The 16,321-nt window shown below is 36.1% G+C and carries 14 protein-coding genes and 6 tRNA genes; 8 read left to right on the plus strand and 12 right to left on the minus strand.

All coding sequences use genetic code 11. The features are described 5' to 3' along the window. Positions 1–255: 255 nt before the first annotated feature. The 7 genes from H4J76_RS15145 (at position 256) to H4J76_RS15175 (ending at position 5,642) form a co-directional block, all read left to right on the plus strand. Positions 256–504 (plus strand): hypothetical protein, encoded by a 249-nt coding sequence (locus tag H4J76_RS15145; RefSeq protein ID WP_182218683.1) that lies wholly within the window; start codon positions 256–258, stop codon positions 502–504. A gap of 95 nt (positions 505–599) precedes the next feature. Continuing rightward, positions 600–3,305: a DNA polymerase gene (locus H4J76_RS15150; RefSeq protein WP_182218682.1), complete on the plus strand. Its 2,706-nt coding sequence runs from the start codon at positions 600–602 to the stop codon at positions 3,303–3,305. Positions 3,306–3,457: 152 nt separating this feature from the next. Then, entirely contained in the window at positions 3,458–3,829 is a 372-nt protein-coding gene (locus H4J76_RS15155; protein ID WP_182218680.1) for a hypothetical protein, read from the plus strand. A gap of 124 nt (positions 3,830–3,953) precedes the next feature. Further along, positions 3,954–4,472, plus strand: a complete 519-nt coding sequence (locus H4J76_RS15160) for a hypothetical protein (RefSeq protein WP_182230909.1) — start codon at positions 3,954–3,956, stop codon at positions 4,470–4,472. A 95-nt stretch (positions 4,473–4,567) separates the two neighbouring features. Continuing rightward, entirely contained in the window at positions 4,568–4,708 is a 141-nt protein-coding gene (locus tag H4J76_RS15165) for a glycine zipper domain-containing protein (RefSeq protein WP_182230910.1), read from the plus strand. Positions 4,709–4,860: 152 nt separating this feature from the next. Continuing rightward, positions 4,861–5,454, plus strand: coding sequence for a hypothetical protein (locus tag H4J76_RS15170; protein ID WP_182218781.1), 594 nt, complete (start codon positions 4,861–4,863; stop codon positions 5,452–5,454). Further along, positions 5,451–5,642, plus strand: a complete 192-nt coding sequence (locus H4J76_RS15175; RefSeq protein WP_182230911.1) for a hypothetical protein — start codon at positions 5,451–5,453, stop codon at positions 5,640–5,642. The genes H4J76_RS15170 and H4J76_RS15175 overlap by 4 nt, the downstream gene beginning before the upstream one ends. A 47-nt stretch (positions 5,643–5,689) precedes the next feature. Here the strand turns inward: H4J76_RS15175 and H4J76_RS15180 are convergent, their stop codons facing one another. From H4J76_RS15180 to H4J76_RS15235, 12 genes are all read right to left on the minus strand, one after another. After that, positions 5,690–8,770, minus strand: a complete 3,081-nt coding sequence (locus H4J76_RS15180; protein ID WP_182230912.1) for a TrlF family AAA-like ATPase — start codon at positions 8,768–8,770, stop codon at positions 5,690–5,692. Between the two features lie 569 nt (positions 8,771–9,339). After that, a complete protein-coding gene (locus H4J76_RS15185; protein WP_182218297.1) occupies positions 9,340–10,530 on the minus strand; it encodes a site-specific integrase in 1,191 nt (396 codons plus the stop codon). Positions 10,531–10,950: 420 nt separating this feature from the next. Continuing rightward, positions 10,951–11,036 (minus strand) — tRNA-Leu (locus H4J76_RS15190). A gap of 98 nt (positions 11,037–11,134) precedes the next feature. After that, a tRNA-Gly gene (locus tag H4J76_RS15195) sits at positions 11,135–11,210 on the minus strand. Between the two features lie 55 nt (positions 11,211–11,265). Beyond that, a tRNA-Gly gene (locus H4J76_RS15200) sits at positions 11,266–11,341 on the minus strand. A 95-nt stretch (positions 11,342–11,436) separates the two neighbouring features. Continuing rightward, positions 11,437–11,522, minus strand: a tRNA-Leu gene (locus tag H4J76_RS15205). Between the two features lie 93 nt (positions 11,523–11,615). Then, positions 11,616–11,689 (minus strand) — tRNA-Cys (locus tag H4J76_RS15210). Between the two features lie 49 nt (positions 11,690–11,738). Then, positions 11,739–11,814, minus strand: a tRNA-Gly gene (locus H4J76_RS15215). Positions 11,815–11,951: 137 nt separating this feature from the next. Next, on the minus strand, positions 11,952–12,539 hold the full coding sequence (gene pgsA / locus H4J76_RS15220) for a CDP-diacylglycerol--glycerol-3-phosphate 3-phosphatidyltransferase (protein ID WP_070373704.1): 588 nt from the start codon (positions 12,537–12,539) through the stop codon (positions 11,952–11,954). Positions 12,540–12,674: 135 nt separating this feature from the next. Beyond that, positions 12,675–14,525, minus strand: a complete 1,851-nt coding sequence (gene uvrC / locus H4J76_RS15225; RefSeq protein WP_182218299.1) for an excinuclease ABC subunit UvrC — start codon at positions 14,523–14,525, stop codon at positions 12,675–12,677. Positions 14,526–14,528: 3 nt separating this feature from the next. Further along, positions 14,529–15,173, minus strand: a complete 645-nt coding sequence (uvrY, locus tag H4J76_RS15230; RefSeq protein WP_070373705.1) for a UvrY/SirA/GacA family response regulator transcription factor — start codon at positions 15,171–15,173, stop codon at positions 14,529–14,531. Between the two features lie 183 nt (positions 15,174–15,356). Beyond that, on the minus strand, positions 15,357–15,611 hold the full coding sequence (locus tag H4J76_RS15235) for a hypothetical protein (protein ID WP_070373706.1): 255 nt from the start codon (positions 15,609–15,611) through the stop codon (positions 15,357–15,359). Between the two features lie 184 nt (positions 15,612–15,795). Between H4J76_RS15235 and fabA the strand changes: the two genes are divergently transcribed. Then, positions 15,796–16,311: a bifunctional 3-hydroxydecanoyl-ACP dehydratase/trans-2-decenoyl-ACP isomerase gene (fabA, locus tag H4J76_RS15240; RefSeq protein WP_070373707.1), complete on the plus strand. Its 516-nt coding sequence runs from the start codon at positions 15,796–15,798 to the stop codon at positions 16,309–16,311. Positions 16,312–16,321 lie beyond the last annotated feature (10 nt).

The following is a 16,321-nucleotide window of genomic DNA, read 5'->3' on the forward strand; positions in this document are numbered from 1 at the left end:
TTTTATTTTTATCTTTATTTTTATTTTTATTTTTATTTTTATTTTTAATTAAAATCAGTAACTTAACAAAAATACACCTACTTATTTATCATTTGTATTTCTTAGCAAATATAAATTTTCACTAAATTTCACACTATAGAGATAAGAGCAACAAAGCTCTTAATAACTGACCTAATCATTAGGTTTTATTTAAATGTAATGTGCTTACACGTTGCAGCCGAGCATAAAGCTCATAACTTTTATTAAGGTGAAAACATGGCTAAGAAAATATTCTTTCCTAACGGCGATTTTGCTAGGGATTCTATGATTGGCGTTGGTACGCTTACTTCTAAAGGAGTAATGATTAAAGACAATAATTCATCGATGCTAAGTAACATTATTGAACCAGATGAAGTAAAGCGTTTTATCATCCGCGAAGAGATAGAGAAAATTGTTGATGCGTGTGATGCAGGTAGATTTTACCAGCCAAATTGGGATGAACTGCTTAAAGATACAGATGAATAAGTACCCTAAATAATGAAATGCCCTAGCCGCCACCGCTAGGGCTTTTTTCGTTTAACCCTGAAAATTTTCGTATAAAATAAAATGAGTAAATAACTATGACAAAATTAGTAGTAAGCCCTAAATTTCATCAGCAGGAAGCTTTTGATGAATCTTATATTTCAGACTTAGATGTTCTTCGTCTTACAACGCAAGAAATTAACGACGCTGACGGTTCGTTAGATGATGTTGTATCAGCAGAAGGTGGCATCTTATATATCGGTATTGATAGTGAATGGCAACGGATCCGAGATAGAGATTCCAACCACATTCTTTGCTACACAGCCGCAGTGTATACCAAGGATAAAGATGGAGAGCCGCGAGAGCGTTTATACATTATCGATACTGAAGGTCCAAGACGTTCGCAGCGCTTATCACTTGATAAATTCTTAGGTCATATTGTTCACCAAGCAAAAGACGATAAGATGATAACCGTATGGCCTAAAAAAATCGTTGTTTTTTGCCATTTCATGCGTGCTGATATCGTTAATTTCAGTGACTTTTGGAATACAGATAATAAACACAGCGTTGAAGGTTTGCGTAACACAGTAGCAAGCTTAGGTTTACCTAAAAGTATCGTTAAGGAAGCAAACATTGGTCAAGATACCGATATTATGTTTATTGGATCTAACCAACGAGTTAAACGTAGTGCTTTAATACTTAAAGATAAAAACAGAAAGCCTCGTCTAGCCCAAGTGAAATTTATTGATACTTTATTGCTATCACCACTTGCTAGCGGCTCGTTAGAAAATATTGCTAAGCTGATTGGTTTCGACAAGCTTGAGTTACCTCTAGGTCATAGCATTGATAATATGCTTAAGCTAAAGGATGATAAGCCTGAGATATTTGAAGCATACGCTTTACGTGATGCACAAATTTCGCTTCGCTTTGGCTTGCATATGATGAAAACCATCAAGCAAGAATTTAATCAAGATACCCTCCCTTCAACACTAGGAAGCCTTGGTGTAAAACTGGTTAAACAAAGCTTTGATGATGAAAAACATTTTCAAAGTGTTTTTGGTTTATCTCATCATAAATCTTCTTATTTCAATCATAAAAATAAAAGAGTACAAACGCGTGACGAAGTGCTTATCGACCCTGTCGTTGATACATTTTATAAGCTAGCAACTCATTCTTTTAAAGGTGCCCACAATGTCGCCTATGCAATAGGAGCTACTGAAAATGAAGTGGCTACAGACCTTGATTTAACTGGTGCCTATTCAATGGGGCTTTTAGACTTATGTGAGCCTGATTATGACAACGCCAAACACACTACAAACACTGATGACTTCAAAGGACATGTTTTAGGTTTTGCTTATGCTGAGGTTGAGTTTCCGGAAAGCGTTCGGTATCCGACAATTGCTTTTAGAGCTGGCACTAACGGTTTATATTTTACGCGAAAAGGTACCGATTATGTCACTGCTGCTGAGATAGATTTAGCTTTACGTTTAGGTGCCAGCGTTAAAATATTAACGGGTTGTGTCCTTCCTTGGAAAAATGACAAACGCTTTTTTGAACCTGTTATCAAAGACCTTCGAGCTAAGCGCCAACAATTCCCTAAAAAGTCGACTGAAAATGAAATGTATAAACTGATCATGAACAGTATCTACGGCAAAACAGGGCAAGGATTATCAGGTGCTACAGGCTTTAATACCTCTTCTGGTGAAAGTAAGAAAATTCCACCTAGTGATATCACTAACCCTTTCTTCGCAAGTCATATTACAGGGCTAATTAGGGCTGTAGTGGGAGAGTTACTTAACAGCTTACCTGATGACGTAAAATTGATAAATGCTATTACTGACGGTTTTTTATCAACCATCGAGATAAAAGATCCTAATAATATCCAACTACATGAAGTTGATACATCGGGCGAGTTATGCCAACGTTTTCAAGCATTGGTCCACAGAGTTGATCCTGGTGCGCATATGTTAGAAGTCAAAAGTAAATCAAACCAGTTAATCTGTGGTAAGACGCGACTCCACTTTACTACTGAGCCTCATCCTGAGTGGTCTGAGACCAAGAGCCAAGTATTAGCTAAAGGTAGTATCAGCTTGCCTAAAGAGCATTTATCAAAGCCACATAAGTTTATGGCAGAGACTTATCTAAACCGGACAGCACAACAGAAAATCACCAACACGCATCTAATTTCTACTAGGCAGCAATGGCTAACAGAAAGTGATTTGATTGCTTATAAACGCGAAATAACGTTGAACATGGAGTTTGATTTCAAGCGTAGACCTTTTAATCCAAGAATGGTAAATACGCCATACGGTGACTGTTTAACATTTGATACTGAGACTTGGAATACGGTCGACCAAGGTCTTATAGCTAGAGGTATCTTCGATCAATGGCGACAAAGCAACTGTTTAACTACCATTGAAAAATTTCATGAATTTGATGATTATTATCAGTTACAGCTTGCTAAGAAAAATACAGGTTTGAGAAGGTTAGCTTCTGAAAGTTGTGGTGACCTTTTCATTAAGTTATTTATTAGAGCCTATAAGCAAGGAAAGTTTGGCTTAACTAAGGCAGGAACAGATAAATCAATCAGCGAATGGTTGATAGATAGCGGTTATTCCAGTGGCATTAGTAGTTTTTCAAATGCTAAAAAGGGTAAGTTTTTTGAGTATTGTTTGCCTTATACCCATAGTGTGATGGAAGCGGTAAAACTTGTAAAAACTAAATTCCCTGAGTTACCTCTAGCGCCATTCTTTACGGTTGAGGCATTAAAGAATGTACTTCAAGATTTAGCTAAAACCGAATAAATGGCTGTTTTAATAACTTATCACTACTGAAATAAAGTTGTTTTCAACCATATATAAAAAATATGAAGAACGAACTTTAACCCCTCGATATATCAAAACCTTAAAGGCTATCCATTTATTTGGATAGCCTTTAAGGTTTTAGGAATTAAGACATGCAATTAATCAATTATTTTCCTGACATTAATCAGTTACAACTACCTAAAGCTATAGCTAAACGTGCTATTGAATTATTCATTGAACCTTTCGATACTCAAGCAGAGGCACAGTTTTATTGGCAAAGTGGTCAAACACAATTGTTAATACTAACTAAAAGTAATGATGTAGATATGTTATCTACGTTATTAAGCCCTGCGTTATGCCAACAAGTTGATGATGCTATTAATAACCCTGAGTTTGTTGAAGCATTACCTGATGAGTATGCCCTATCGCTCACTATCCATAGTGCTGACGGTAATGGTTTATATGTGATCCGCCCACTTGATATCGATATTGAGTTTATTAACCAAACACCGGCTCAATCATGAACTGTGAGCAACTACTACAAATCATTTGTAATGCTGATATACCGTTAGCACTTCGGGCTGATGCACAGACATTACTTCATTATATTAACCCACAATTTATAACCAACCTTGAGAGAAAATTCTTATGAGTACAATAAAAGCAAAAGCGATAAAGCAAATAAACACTAGTTCAAAACCTGAGTTATCAGTAATTGAAGATAAAGCTGATGTTCAATATTTAACATTAAAAACAGGCACTGCCGCTAAACTATCAACAAAATCTAGTGGAAAAATAGGTTTTGAAATAGCTCAGCATAGTGAAAGTAAAGAAATCTATTTAAGATTAACCACTAATTCGAGTGCTGGCCTTTTCAGCAAAAAATGGATATTGGTTTCTGACATTGTTGAACTTTTAAATAAAAATAAAGATTTAAAGCCTTTTAAGTCATCATTATTCAAGGAAATTATTTCTGGAGGCTCCAGTAACAATATTTCCTTTACTGCTGCGATTTTACGCTCTGATGATATAGGATTTATTAAGCCTTCTGAGAAGAATTTATTCTTACATACTGTTAGTGATGATTTAGATGAACGCGCTGCTTTTATAGAGCAATTAACGCCAATAACTTCAAGTATTTCTCCTGCTGATAAAAAGACGAAGTAACTTCTTGTATTACTTAATATTTATAGCAGGAGTTAATACCGTTGAAATCAAAAAAGACTAGTTCAAACACAAATAATAAGTCACATGTAGAAGTTATGCCTAAACCTTCTAATTCAGCCCTTAATGGAGCTTTGACTGGTGTTATGATCGGCGCACGCTTTGGTCCACAGGGTGCAATTGTCGGTTCAATTATCGGTGGTGTGGTTGGCTTTATCGTTGATGAAGTGAATGATTAATGCTTTCTAGCCCATTTAATTAAAATCAGTTTAACTTAATAAACATAACTGATTTTTTTTGCTTTAATCTTAAATTATGCCCCCTGAAAACCCCTAATTTATCCCCACTTTTTCTTAACAAGTAATTATAAAAATCTACTTAGGAAAAATTTATGAAAATATTATTCTGTTCACTTAAAGGCGGTGTGGGTAAAAGCTCATTAGCTGCTAACCTTGCCACTTACATTAATTCTGTTTATGTAACCAATGACATAGTAGTACCTAATAAAACAGAGGTTTATCAAATACCTCACTCAACTAAACGTATACCCTTCGAATTTCAACACTTAAAGAATGTTGTTTTTGATTTCGGTGCTATGAGCACTAATATCGACCCTAAAGTATCTCATGCGGTTAGATTTTGTGATGTTTGTGTGATCCCTACTTTAATGGATGAGCGTAGTGTACAAGCAACAATTGAAACTTATAAGTTGCTTGAGCCAAGTGGCTTACCAATTGTCATTATTATTAATAATTTTACTGATAAAAAGAAGCATGACAAAGTGCATGATTATTTAATTGAAGTATTGAATCATCCACCTATTTATTCAATTCGTAAAACAACTTTATTTGAACGAGTAGCAAAAGACGGAGAACAATGGCTTAGACTTATCCCCAATGACTTGGGTGAATATCAACTAAACAAATCGCGCCGAATTCATGAACAAGTTTATGACGCGATTATTGCTTATGGTGGTTTTTTATGAAAATACAGACATTAAAAGAAATTGAACATTCGATAGGTGGTAGAACTAAATCTGATAATAGGAAGGTAAGATTAACGTTCTACTTGAACCCTAGCGAAGCTAGGTTTCTTAAAGATTATGCCAGTAATAATGACCAATCTATCAGCGAGGTTGTAAGACGATTATTAAAAAAGGTGATCAATAAATAAATTAACTAGATGAAGTAGCTTTTGCTACTTCATCTTTATTTTATTAATTACATATATTTTATTTTACGATTATCAAAAGCAGGCATAGTTCCTTCTAAAACGTCGACTACTTTGTTATTTATAACGCTGCATTCAATTGCTCCTGAAATATAATTAATATTATGACTGTCAGACCGAATAAATTCACAGTGAATTATTTGTTCGGCATCACAAACTACTGCCAAATTTGGGTTATGGGTAACCATAATTATTTGTCTCTTCTTTTTTGCTTCTGTCAAGACAGGAACTAATAGACTAACAATCGTTTCATTATCCAAATTCTCTTCTGGTTGATCTAGAATAATTGGCTTATTGCCTTTATCAACTAGTAGATAGAAAATAAGAAGTAAAGCCCCTCTCTGCCCTGGTGAAAGCTGCCCTATTTGTGCATCTTGGAACATCAAAGTGTATCTAGGATCTAGGTACTCTAATCCAAATATGAAATCATAAACTTCGTTAGTAGTTCGGTCTTTCTTCAATAATGACTCTACACCTGGTAATTTTGAAACTGTTTCAAGCTTGTCATGCAATTCTTGAACAAATTCCCTAAGAGACAACTTATTACTTATATCGTGTCTATCCATCATATCTTTTAGCACTGCTAAACTTTCACTATCTCCTCTAAATTCACCGGTTGTTTGTTTTACCAGCGCGAACAACTTACTGTAGACAAGCTCGGGGGTACTTTTTATTTCAGCCTTAAATTGAAGCTTGTACTCATCACGTATCAGTGCGTTATTTTGAATCAATTGTTGAACTGGGTTAAATAAAGATTCTCTACTAATACGTTGTTCGTCTAATCTATCAAAAATTTGTTCGGTGATGCTCATACGCTGAGCTTGTAATGTTATTCTTTTTACTGGCAATTCATCTAACTGCTCTAATCGGTGCTTTAACCCCTCGAATGTATCCGGTAAATCTTTTGAACCTAGTATTTCACTTTCTTTTTCTACCCAAACTTTTAATAGCTCTAAATATTGTTGATAATCCTGTTGTGGTCCATTTAATTTTGCATTCAATGGCCCTCTTTTATCCAACCGAGAAGCTATATCTACATCAAGCTGTTGATTATTAGCTGTAATCTCACTGTTTCGAGTTTGAATAAATTGAAGGTTTACTATTAACTGTTCATCTTTTGTTTCTAGCGAAATTAAAGTATCAACTCCCATTCCCAGAATAATAGCATCGGGTGAATACTCTGTTCTAAACTGAGTAATAGCCCTTTTGACAACATCGATTCCTTCTTGAATATTCAAACAAGCCTTTTTCTTTAAAGCAAGTTGAGTCATTTCAGCTTTATTAGCTTCCTGTTGACTCACAATGGACTCAATTTCCAAAGCAATCTGGGTTAGTTCAGCAGATGCTACCTGTTGTTCGGTAGATAATTCGCTAGTAGGCTCAGGAATTTCTTCGGGCTTAATTCTTGTATGCTCTTGAATCAGCCTATTTTTTTGATTTAATTTCTCTTCGATTGATTTGCGAGTTTCATCCGACATTTGACCTTCAATAGATGATATCTGACGGTTAAGCTTATGTAATGCGCTTCTTAAGCTGTCAAAGTAACTTCTCAATGAGCTTTCTTGCTGTTCAATAAGTTGGTCAAAATTATGTGCACCTAACCTAGTGGCATCATCTGCATGAGAGAAAATAACAGATCTTAACTCTTGCTCAAAAGAATCTGACTTACCAGAGACATGAGCATTACATAACTCTTCGAAATGCCCTTGTGGTATATACTTCACATACTCAACATTTTCAGTTGCTGGATTTTCATTCAGGTTTTTTTCTAAAACTTGTCCATCTACCCATATTGCTTTTGCGATAAAGTGTTTAGCTGGCGCTCCCGTTTTACCTCTAAAACGGTTTTCCTTTAAAAATGAAAAGTGATGACTTTGCTTTGAGTTTCCTAACAATGCAGTAATATCTGCTAAAGCACTTTTACCGCTTCCTTTATTACCAATAATAGCAACTAAATCATGATTTAAAGTTAACTTTGTATTGTCTAGCCAATGTTCACTGAATGTCGATTCCGGCTCTTTTATTACTTCAAGTTTATCTATAAATATGCTTCTATTTTCTTTAACTAATTGTATTTTAGGGGGTATTATTCCGATAAAAGAGCGCTTTGCAGGTTCTTTTATCGCCTGTTGTAACCCTTGAAACGTTGGGTTAGCTTTTATCCATGTAGCTTTACCTGATGGATAATCACCATAACCACGGCGATCATTATTTCCTTGTTCACCAATAAACCTGTGGGCGTCACTTCCTGAAACGGCAAGTCTTGGTATGTTATTTAAAGCAAGTTGAAAATCACCGATCCAAGCTTCATTCTGTGTAGTTTTAATACCAGAAAAAGCTTCCCAAAGGCTAAGGTTTCTAGTCTCAAATATAGGCGAGGTTTTGAATAACCCTAAAACATATGCATAATGCTCATTACGTTCTATCCCAGCTAATCCATCACTAGTATCAAAAGGCATAAACCCTATGGCTTGTTCATTTTTTACTTTAGTTATAGCTTGCTTATAACTCTCGCAGTTCAATTCAGCCATTTTAGAACCAGCTTGTAGAGCAAACTCGCGGTCCTCCATCACTCGACCACGATCAAAGGAATGGTGTTTTAATTTTTCGCTAGGGACAAAACGAGCATACTCAATAAGAGCTTGATCAGATAAGTTTCTAACATCCTCTCCGGCAAACTCCAACTTCAAATTAGATTTAAAATCTATAAGTTCTTGGTCATCAATTTGATCGGAGAAGAGAACATGTGCGTTTAATCTACCTTTCAAAGGGGACATCAGACGTAGTTCTATCCCAGGAAAAACGGTTTTTTCCAATTTTGGAGCATCTGCTTGAGATAAGCGATGCTTTAAAGCGAACCAACCGTCAAAAGTCCAATAATCCATAATTGCAAATACTGCTGGCTCAGCCGAGTTAAGTGCATTGATCATTTCATCAACCAAGGAGGCATTTTCAGGAGCGCGAGGGTCGCTGTTGAACCTTTGACCATTCCAATGGAATGAAGCTGGAGTATGTATATGGAGATCCCATTTCCGCCATTCGGATCCATTGGGGTATTTACTATTAATCATTAACATTTCCCTATTTTAATGAACAAGTTGGCTATTAACCTAGTCCATATTTTTATATATGATTGTAACCATCATGTTTTTATTCAACTATCAAAAAAGAAAAATCAATCAACTTTACAGCCCTGAATTAAAAAACACAGTGATCTCACTTACGCAAATATTACTGTACCCCTAAAGGTAAATCAAGTTAATTAGTCTTTAAAAATAATAGGTTATGCGACAAACAAAGAAAATAAAACTATATTTTTATAGTAATGTTTTCGAGTACACATAATGTATAATATTATTGATTTTAGGATGAAATTTATCTACCAAACATTCCCTTATGCCATAAAGTGATCTATTTAGCATCGACCTAAAATTTTATTAAAAAATACTTAAGATTAGTGGACGAACCTTCTTCGTGGGATGCTTTATCCCTCGCTATTTACTTTAATAAAAAAATTACTACTTTCATTACACCGTTAAAACACTGGTGTAATGAAAGTAGTAATTTTAATGGCTTAACTAATCAAGTATTTCCTGTCCATATACGTGATTTTAACGTCTACTTTGAACTTTTAGCTAAATTAAATTGAAATTAAATCGCTAACCGTTTGCCCTACCGATCTTTGACGTTGCTCAGTTACCTTAGAATACCTTTGCGAACTAGCTATATTAGCGTGACCCAATTGGATCATCACATCATACAAATCACGCCCACTCGAAATTAAAGCCGTCGCTACACTGTGGCGACAAGTATGAAAACAAACTTCTTTACGATTTATCCCCGCTTTCTTAAGAATTACGTCGTAAGCCCATCGAGGTTCAGATATGTGTTTACCCGTGATCAAACTCGAAAATATATACGGGTTACTTTCACGTTTAGGTAATTCACAGATTAGCTTCATCATTTCATCGCTAAGATAGATTTCACGGCTTTTTCCTGATTTTGTCATAGGAACATAGAGTTTTCGTTTAACTTTATCTAAATGCTTCCACTGAGCTGTCAGTAACTCCATTTTACGAACGCCTGTGTAAAGCAGTAAAGCTATAAACCGACCTGAAAATATATTAGGATACTTAAGCGCTTGCTTAATTATTTTCTGCATTTCACCAATAGTGAAATAACGTGTTCTGGTGTTATCTTCTTTTAGTAGTTTAATTTTATTAGCTTGATTAACCTCAATAATTCCCCAAGAAATCGCTTGCTGTCCCATTGTTTTAAGCAAGGCCAATGTTCTGTTACACGTAGCCTTAGCAAATATTTTGGTAAAGCCTTCCCCTGATAACATATCCATTTGTAGCCTCTGTATATCTAAAGCTGATACTTCATCGTAATACTTATTACCGAATCTTTTACTGACGTAATCTGTGTATCTTTGGAGATCATGCTTCCATGACCGTTTATTTTGCTTGATGTAGGGTAAGTAACTGTCATTGAAGTAATCATTTAACGTTGGCATTAACTTTTGATTTTCACGCTCTTGCTTAGGGTCAACACCTGATGCAACTTGCGTTAAGTGTTTTCTAGCTATGCTACGGGCATCGTTAACATTGATATCTGGAAATTTACCGATTGTTAATGAGCGTTTTTTAGATTTTATCTGATAGCGAACTAAATACCTTTTGCTTCCTGTCTTACCGACTAATAGCTTAAGGTTTGATACTTCAGTATCAGTATATTCTTGATCAGTTGATCTAGAATCAATGTCATTAGCAGGTAAAGCTTTTAGTTTTGAATTTGTAAACTTGAATCGAGTTTCGTTAAGTACTGGCATTATTAAAATCTCCGCGATTATTTAATGGATCCAATAATTTAATATATGCTCAGAGTTTATTTACTTTCGGACATAGTTCAGTGTATTTAAACCGGATATAGACCATAGAGAATGGTACTTAACGCTACGAGTAGATTGTTTTAATAATGAAATGAATAGCAGTTTTTTAATAAAAAGTGTCTGCGTATAGACAGGAAACTGAATTGTAAGATTAGATGGACAGTATCGCGACAGGAGATTGCTAGGGTTATGTGCGAAAAATTAAGTTTTATATATTAAATGTAGTAGTGTTTCGACGCGTATAAAGTTGATAAAAAGCTAAAATAAGGACGAATAATTGATTATTTTCAATGAAGATAAAACCGAGTGATTTATGGTGTAACTTATTGATTAACAGGGGATATACAGAATAAAAAAAGGTGGTACCCGGAGACGGACTTGAACCGTCACACTCTATGAGCGAGGGATTTTAAATCCCTTGTGTCTACCAATTCCACCACCCGGGCATCGGATAATTCTTTTTAAAGTAGAGATTGGCTCCCTACTAACTCTTAATTACTAAGAGATTTTTACTATCTAGCTTATCTAACTAAACGCTAAATATTGGAGCGGCTAACGAGACTCGAACTCGTGACATTCACGTTGGCAACGTGATGCTCTACCAGCTGAGCTACAGCCGCTTCGTAGATTAAGTAATATATCATTACTTAAGGTTTTCTTTTCTTTAATAAAATTTGGAGCGGCTAACGAGACTCGAACTCGTGACATTCACGTTGGCAACGTGATGCTCTACCAGCTGAGCTACAGCCGCTTCATAACTTGCTATTACAAACAAGGTTTAAATTTTATCTGCATGCGCCAACATACACCATCTTAACTACCCACTTTACTCTGTTAAAAACAAAGTGGTACCCGGAGACGGACTTGAACCGTCACACTCTATGAGCGAGGGATTTTAAATCCCTTGTGTCTACCAATTCCACCACCCGGGCATCGGATAATTATTTTTTATAGTAGTGATTGGTTCCCTACTTCTTAGTATTTAAACTAAGTCCTTCATACATCCAACACTTATAAATAAGTAATGGAGGCGGGTCCCGGAGTCGAACCGAGGTCCACGGATTTGCAATCCGCTGCATAGCCATTCTGCCAACCCGCCGAATCCTTTGAAAAGATAACGATTTAAAAAAATCATTATAAATCAAACTTGGAGCGGCTAACGAGACTCGAACTCGTGACATTCACGTTGGCAACGTGATGCTCTACCAGCTGAGCTACAGCCGCTTCATCTGCTGACTCCCTGTCAACTTGGGACGCATTCTACATTGAAATTATTTGGAGTCAACAGTTTAATTTCAATTTTGTTTTGACTGCTCAAAAAGCGGCTAATTTGACGTTTTTTTAACTAAATATATCATTTTCTAGCTATTTTGTTTCGCTAACTCTGGCCAAGCTACTTTGAAATAGGCCAGCATTGACCAAAAAGTAAGCACTGTGGCTATTGCATAAAAGCTGTAAGCGATAAACATTAATATTTCATGTGGAAAATTAAACAGAATTAGCGGAATATCATAATCAGGTTGCCAAATTAATCCCATAATACCTAGCATTTGCGCAGCTGTTTTATATTTTCCCATTTGAGAAACAGCAATTTCATCGCGTTTACCGCGTGAAGACATAAATTCACGCAAGGCACTAATAAAAATTTCACGAGCAATCATTAATATTGCTGAAATTGAAATCCACCACAGTTGATAATCTTGAATAAGTAGCACTAAAGCAGCAACAACCATTAATTTATCAGCTACTGGGTCGATAAAGGCGCCAAATGCTGAAGATTGGTTTAATTTACGTGCTAGATAGCCATCAAGGGCATCACTAATAGCAGCAAGCCAGAATACGGCAAATGCGCCGAAATGATTCCATGAGACTGGTAAATAAAATACCACTAAAAAAACAGGTATTAATACTATCCGAAACATGGTGATTTGATTTGGAATGGTCCACATAAATTTATTTTACTACTAAAGCAACAAGCGTTACCGCATTCTACACATTACAGGCAGAGACGTAAATTTTTATCAAAAAATAGCAATAATAAGTGTAGACAACAAAGGTGGGTTTATTACAGGAAGACGTTTAACTTATTTATCATGTAAGGCGTTATATATTGTATCGGCTAAAACAGCACTAATACCAGGCACCTTTTCAAGTATTGACCTATCGGCTTGGATAACTTCTTGGAGCCCACCTAAATATTTTAATAAGGCTTGACGTTTTTTCGCGCCAATTCCTTCAATAGATTCAAGTGTCGATTTTTTGCTGGCTTTTTGACGCTTGGCTCGATGTCCTGTAATGGCAAAACGATGTGATTCATCACGAATATGCTGTACTAAGTGTAAAGCTGGTGAGGTTGATGGTAATGAAATTAGCTGATGACTACCTGCTAAGATTAGCGTTTCAAGTCCAGGCTTACGCCCTTCTCCTTTAGCGACACCAACTAATAGTGGAATTTTTTCTAAAGCGGTATCTATTTGCCATTGAGTAAAAAATGCTTCTGCTTTTGATAATTGTCCTTTACCGCCATCAATAAAAACAATGTCAGGCATATTTTCCATGGTGTTCACCTTGCCATAACGTTTGTTAAGCGCAAACGCCATCGCCGCATAATCATCACCCGGTGTAATGCCATAAACATTATAACGACGATAATCACTCTTTAAAGGCCCTTCTTGATTGAACACCACATTAGACGCCACGGTTTGTTGCCCCATGGTATGACTAATATCAAAACACTCAATTCGGTTAATGCCATTATCAAGTTCAAAAACTTCATTTAATGCCGAAAAACGCGCTTGCATTGACGCTTTATGACTATTCTTAGTGACCAATGCATTTTGCGCATTGGTACAGGCCAACTTTAAATATTGGGCACGTTCGCTGCGAACACTCGTTGATATTTTAACATTGCGCTCGGCTTGCTCACTCAAAAGCTTAGTAAGCTCTTCAATGTGTTCAAAACTTTCACTGATCACTATTTCTTTAGGTATCGCAGCACTTTTCAAGTCTTGCCCTAAGTAATGCTGGCTTATAAAGGCTTGGTAAACGTCTGCTTGTTCAGTTTCGGCAGGAATACTAGGGAAATAGCTTTTGCTACCCAGTATCTTTTGATCACGTATAAATAAAACGTGTACACAAACCTGTGATTTCTCAATATAGATACCGATAACATCAAGTTCAGCGACAATACCACTGACAAACTGTTGCTTTTGAACTTGTCGTAACGTAGCGATTTGATCTCGGTACTTAGCCGCAGCCTCAAAGTCTAATGTGTGGCTAGCTTGTTCCATTTCAACCACTAAACTATCAATAACCGTTGAGCTTTTTCCTCGTAAAAATAGTTTAGCTAAGTCAACTTGTTGCTGGTAATCAACCGCTGATATTTTATCGACACAGGGTGCAGAACAACGATTTAATTGATACTGCAAACAAGGACGACTGCGCGCACGATAATAACTATCTTCGCATTGACGAACCGGAAATAACTTTTGCATTAAACGAAGGCTTTCCCAAACAGCACCAACAGTTGGATATGGACCAAAGTATTCACCTTTAACTTTTTTACCGCCTCGGTGAACGCCTAGCTTAGGATGTTTATGGTCTGTTATTAGTAAATAGGGGTAAGACTTATCATCTCGTAATAAAATATTATATTTAGGGAGATATTTTTTAATGTAGTTGTTTTCAAGAATTAACGCTTCGCCCTCAGTATGAGTAACGGTAACGTCAATCGCCATAATATGGCTGACTAATACTTTGGTTTTGGTGCTGCCGACATCTTTACGAAAGTAACTGGCAAGCCGTTTTCTAAGCTGTTTAGCTTTTCCTACATAGATAACCGTTTGGTGTTTATCGTACATCCGATAAACACCCGCTTGCTCAGAAACGGAAGAAAGAAAAGCTTGGTGATCAAAAAGAGATTGAGAAATTGACAAGGTTTATAATGTTTCTGTTTTGATCATACCATGACGAATAGCGAGATGAGTAAGTTCTACATCATTACCAACATTCAACTTTTCAAACATTCTATATCGGTAACTATTAATCGTTTTAGTACTTAAAATGAGTTGTTCTGAAATATGGGGGACTTTTTCGCCACGGGTGATCATCAACATAATTTGAAGTTCACGTTCAGACAAGGTATTGAATGGATTTTCTTCATTCGATTTAAACTGACTTAATGCCATTTGTTGAGCAATATCTGGCGTTATGTAACGCTGACCACTGTTTACTGCTCGAATAGCGTTAACCATTTCATCAGCACCAGCACCTTTAGTTAAATAACCTGCAGCGCCAATTTGCATGACCTTGGTAGGAATAGGGTCTTCTGAATACACAGTTAACACGATAACTTTTATGTCAGGTGAATAACGAATTATTTTTTTAGTCGCTTCTAAACCACCTATCCCCGGCATGTTCATGTCCATTAACACAACATCGGGTTGACTTTTACGACAAAATTGTACGGCTTCTTCTCCGGTTTCGGCCTCGCCTATGACTTTAAGTCCTTTTACGTCGTCTAGAATTCTACGTATTCCTGTACGAACTAACTCATGATCATCGACCAATAAAACATTTATCAACGGAGGTTCACCTTAATTTACAATTTTTATTATCTTGGAGAATACTGTAAGAAATATTCCTTATATGATTAGAGCATATAGGGTATTAGCAAGCAGTACAATTGAATTCAACCATCTTACATTGAAAAAGTGCAGCATAGTTATAGCACTGCTTTATTAACCTGCTGTTAGGCTAAATTTTAACTAGAGATCATGCTTCTTTAACCAATTATTTAACAAACCAATTTGACCATTTTTATAAGCAGCATAAGTCAGTCTAACCGCATTACTTAAAATGACGCTGTCCGTCCATTTCGTCTGCTCGGCTATGAGTTCGTAACAATTTTGTGCTTCTGGAGACAAATAGCCACGCATTTCTTTTTTGCCATTCTCTTTTTGTCGTTCGCGATAGCGCTTTTGTTTCTCTGCGTTACTAAATGCTTTTTTATTCTCTTTCATCAGTGAGTTACCAAATTATCTAAAATAAAAACAAGGTTATGCGTAACCAAATAATATATAAAAAAATGATAATAATCTAACTTTATATTAATAAAACTCAAATAAAGCACTGCTCGGAGTTGTTTAGTGTACAGGTGTTCGCTAAAGTAGCGAATAATTTAATTACTGAAAATAAAGTGACCTCATGTTAGATCAAAATTCATACTCTAAAGAAGACTTAGTAAAAGCAGGAACTGGCGAAATGTTTGGCGAAGGAAATAGTCAATTACCTTCAGACAACATGTTGATGATGGACCGAATTATTTCTATCACTGAAGATGGTGGTGAATATGGTAAAGGTGAGATTATTGCTGAACTTGATATTAGCCCAGACCTTTGGTTTTTTGATTGTCACTTTAAAGGCGACCCTGTTATGCCTGGTTGTTTAGGCTTAGATGCTATGTGGCAACTCGTTGGTTTCTTCCTTGGTTGGTCAGGTGGTCCAGGTCGCGGTAGAGCGTTGGGTGTAGGTGAAGTTAAATTTACAGGTCAAATTTTACCGACCAACAAAAAAGTGACTTATAAAATCACTTTAAAGCGTGTTATCAAGCGCAAATTGTTTATGGGTATTGCTGATGGTGAAGTCTTAGTTGATGGCAAGGTTATCTATACTGCTAAAGATTTAAAAGTAGGCTTATTTACTGACACTACTTCATTTTAGTCTTGTTTTA

Origin of the sequence: Colwellia sp. BRX9-1 (genome assembly GCF_014077195.1) — a bacterium.
Classification (GTDB): Bacteria; Pseudomonadota; Gammaproteobacteria; order Enterobacterales; family Alteromonadaceae; genus Colwellia_A.